The sequence below is a fragment of the Candidatus Thermoplasmatota archaeon genome (assembly GCA_030018475.1).
Taxonomy (GTDB): Archaea; Thermoplasmatota; JASEFT01; order JASEFT01; family JASEFT01; genus JASEFT01.
The window spans coordinates 2,928-4,506 of the sequence record JASEFT010000003.1; the positions used below are offsets into that span (position 1 = coordinate 2,928).

3 protein-coding genes are annotated in these 1,579 nt (G+C 39.2%); 2 read left to right on the plus strand and 1 reads right to left on the minus strand.

The genetic code is table 11. The features are described from left to right. A partial coding sequence (locus tag QMD21_00925; GenBank protein MDI6855334.1) for an FAD-binding protein occupies nucleotides 1–302 on the plus strand: 302 nt, incomplete at its 5' end. A gap of 90 nt (nucleotides 303–392) precedes the next feature. Here the strand turns inward: QMD21_00925 and QMD21_00930 are convergent. Further along, nucleotides 393–755: a hypothetical protein gene (locus QMD21_00930; GenBank protein MDI6855335.1), complete on the minus strand. Its 363-nt coding sequence runs from the start codon at nucleotides 753–755 to the stop codon at nucleotides 393–395. 51 nt (nucleotides 756–806) lie between these two features. On the opposite strand from QMD21_00930, the gene QMD21_00935 reads away from it, so the two are divergent. Further along, on the plus strand, nucleotides 807–1,579 hold a 773-nt coding region (locus tag QMD21_00935; GenBank protein ID MDI6855336.1), incomplete at its 3' end, for a hypothetical protein.

The window sequence follows — 1,579 nt, forward strand, 5'->3', positions numbered from 1 at the left end:
ACGGCGCTACTAGCGTAAAAGGACTTTTTGCAGCAGGCGAAGTAAGTGGCGGTGTGCATGGTAAAAATAGACTCATGGGCAATTCGTTACTTGATTACAATGTATTTGGCAGAAGAGCAGGCTTGGCGAGCGCTAAATACGCAAAAAGCAAAAAAGCAGGAAAGCTCTCTTTAGACCATTTATTGAGCTACGAAAAAATGCTGGCAGATACAGGTATAGTAACAGAAAAAAAAGCGCCTATGCTATTACCAGAATATAGAGGTAAGAGGGCGCTTTCAAGAGCTTTGGAGATTTATTTGTGAATCACATACTTATCAAGTTGGTGGAAAAGAGAGCTACACGCCGTTTATCGTAACGGTACCCGCCAAATTCTGGGATAAGACAATAAGCTCTCACTTTATATAACTACAAACGATACACTTCTTCACTACTTCACAATCGTTACATTCTTCAAGCAAACCTACTTTAGAAGGTAATTTTCCTACTTCCTTTACGTCTCTCGGTCTTAAATAGTCGAGCTCCCTCAAATAGAACCTTGCAGATGCCTTCATAAAGTCAGCTCTGCTTCCATAAATTCCTTTCTTAATTAGGTCATCAATGGCTGAAGCGCTCAAATAAGGCACTCTTAGAGAGATTGCTTCGCTTCTTTCTTTATAATTGCTGTATTTTCCCATGTTCTCCCTCTCCCCTTCATTCGCAAGAATTACAAATTCTTGTACAATGTAAATAAATCTAACTATATATTCAAAACGCAATAGAAAGTACTAAAATGTACTCTAACAACCGACACTTTTATATTGCGGGAAATGATAATAAAAAAAGTAGGAGTTAATATTATGGCAAGTATAACTAAGGCATTGGTTTTAGCAGTTGCTATAGTGCTGTGTTTTGTCGTGCCAGTTAATACGAACTTCGGTACTGAGCTCACGAGAGCTGAGTTAGAGAAGAGTTTGGGCTACGAGCTTAGCGTCAAAATCTATCATGCTTCAGGTGCTTTCGACCCACTCTATGAAGAGCCTAAAATACTTAAAGAGCTAATCACTCACAAGCCTAACGGATACTGGATAGTTCAGTTTAGAGGCCCTGTGAGAGAAGAATGGCTAAATGACCTTCGCAAGCTTTCTACAGTTTTAGGCGCTATACCTGATTTTGCATACCTCGTTGCTATGGATTTAGAGAGCAAATCTAAACTTGAGTCTCTACCATTTGTCAGATGGATTGGAATTTACGAGCCTGGTTATAAGATAGACCCTAGAGTTTTTGGAAGTGAAACCGATGTTGAGGTTGTTATAAAATATTTCGATTACAATTGGGAGCTTCCAGACAGCATCAGGGAGCTGGGTAGGTACAGAACCCCGTTAGAAGACAAAGAAGACATAGTCCAGAGAGCTCAAGAGCAGTATTTTTATGATAAAGAAGATTATATTTTCAAGCTTGGTAAATACGAATATCGCGATACTGCACTAATAATAAAACTTCCGCCTTTGAAAATACAATCTAAGATAGAATCATTAGGTGGCGAAATTACAGAGCCTGCAAGAAGCGCTAGTGACGGTATAAGAGCGAAGCTTAATTTGGA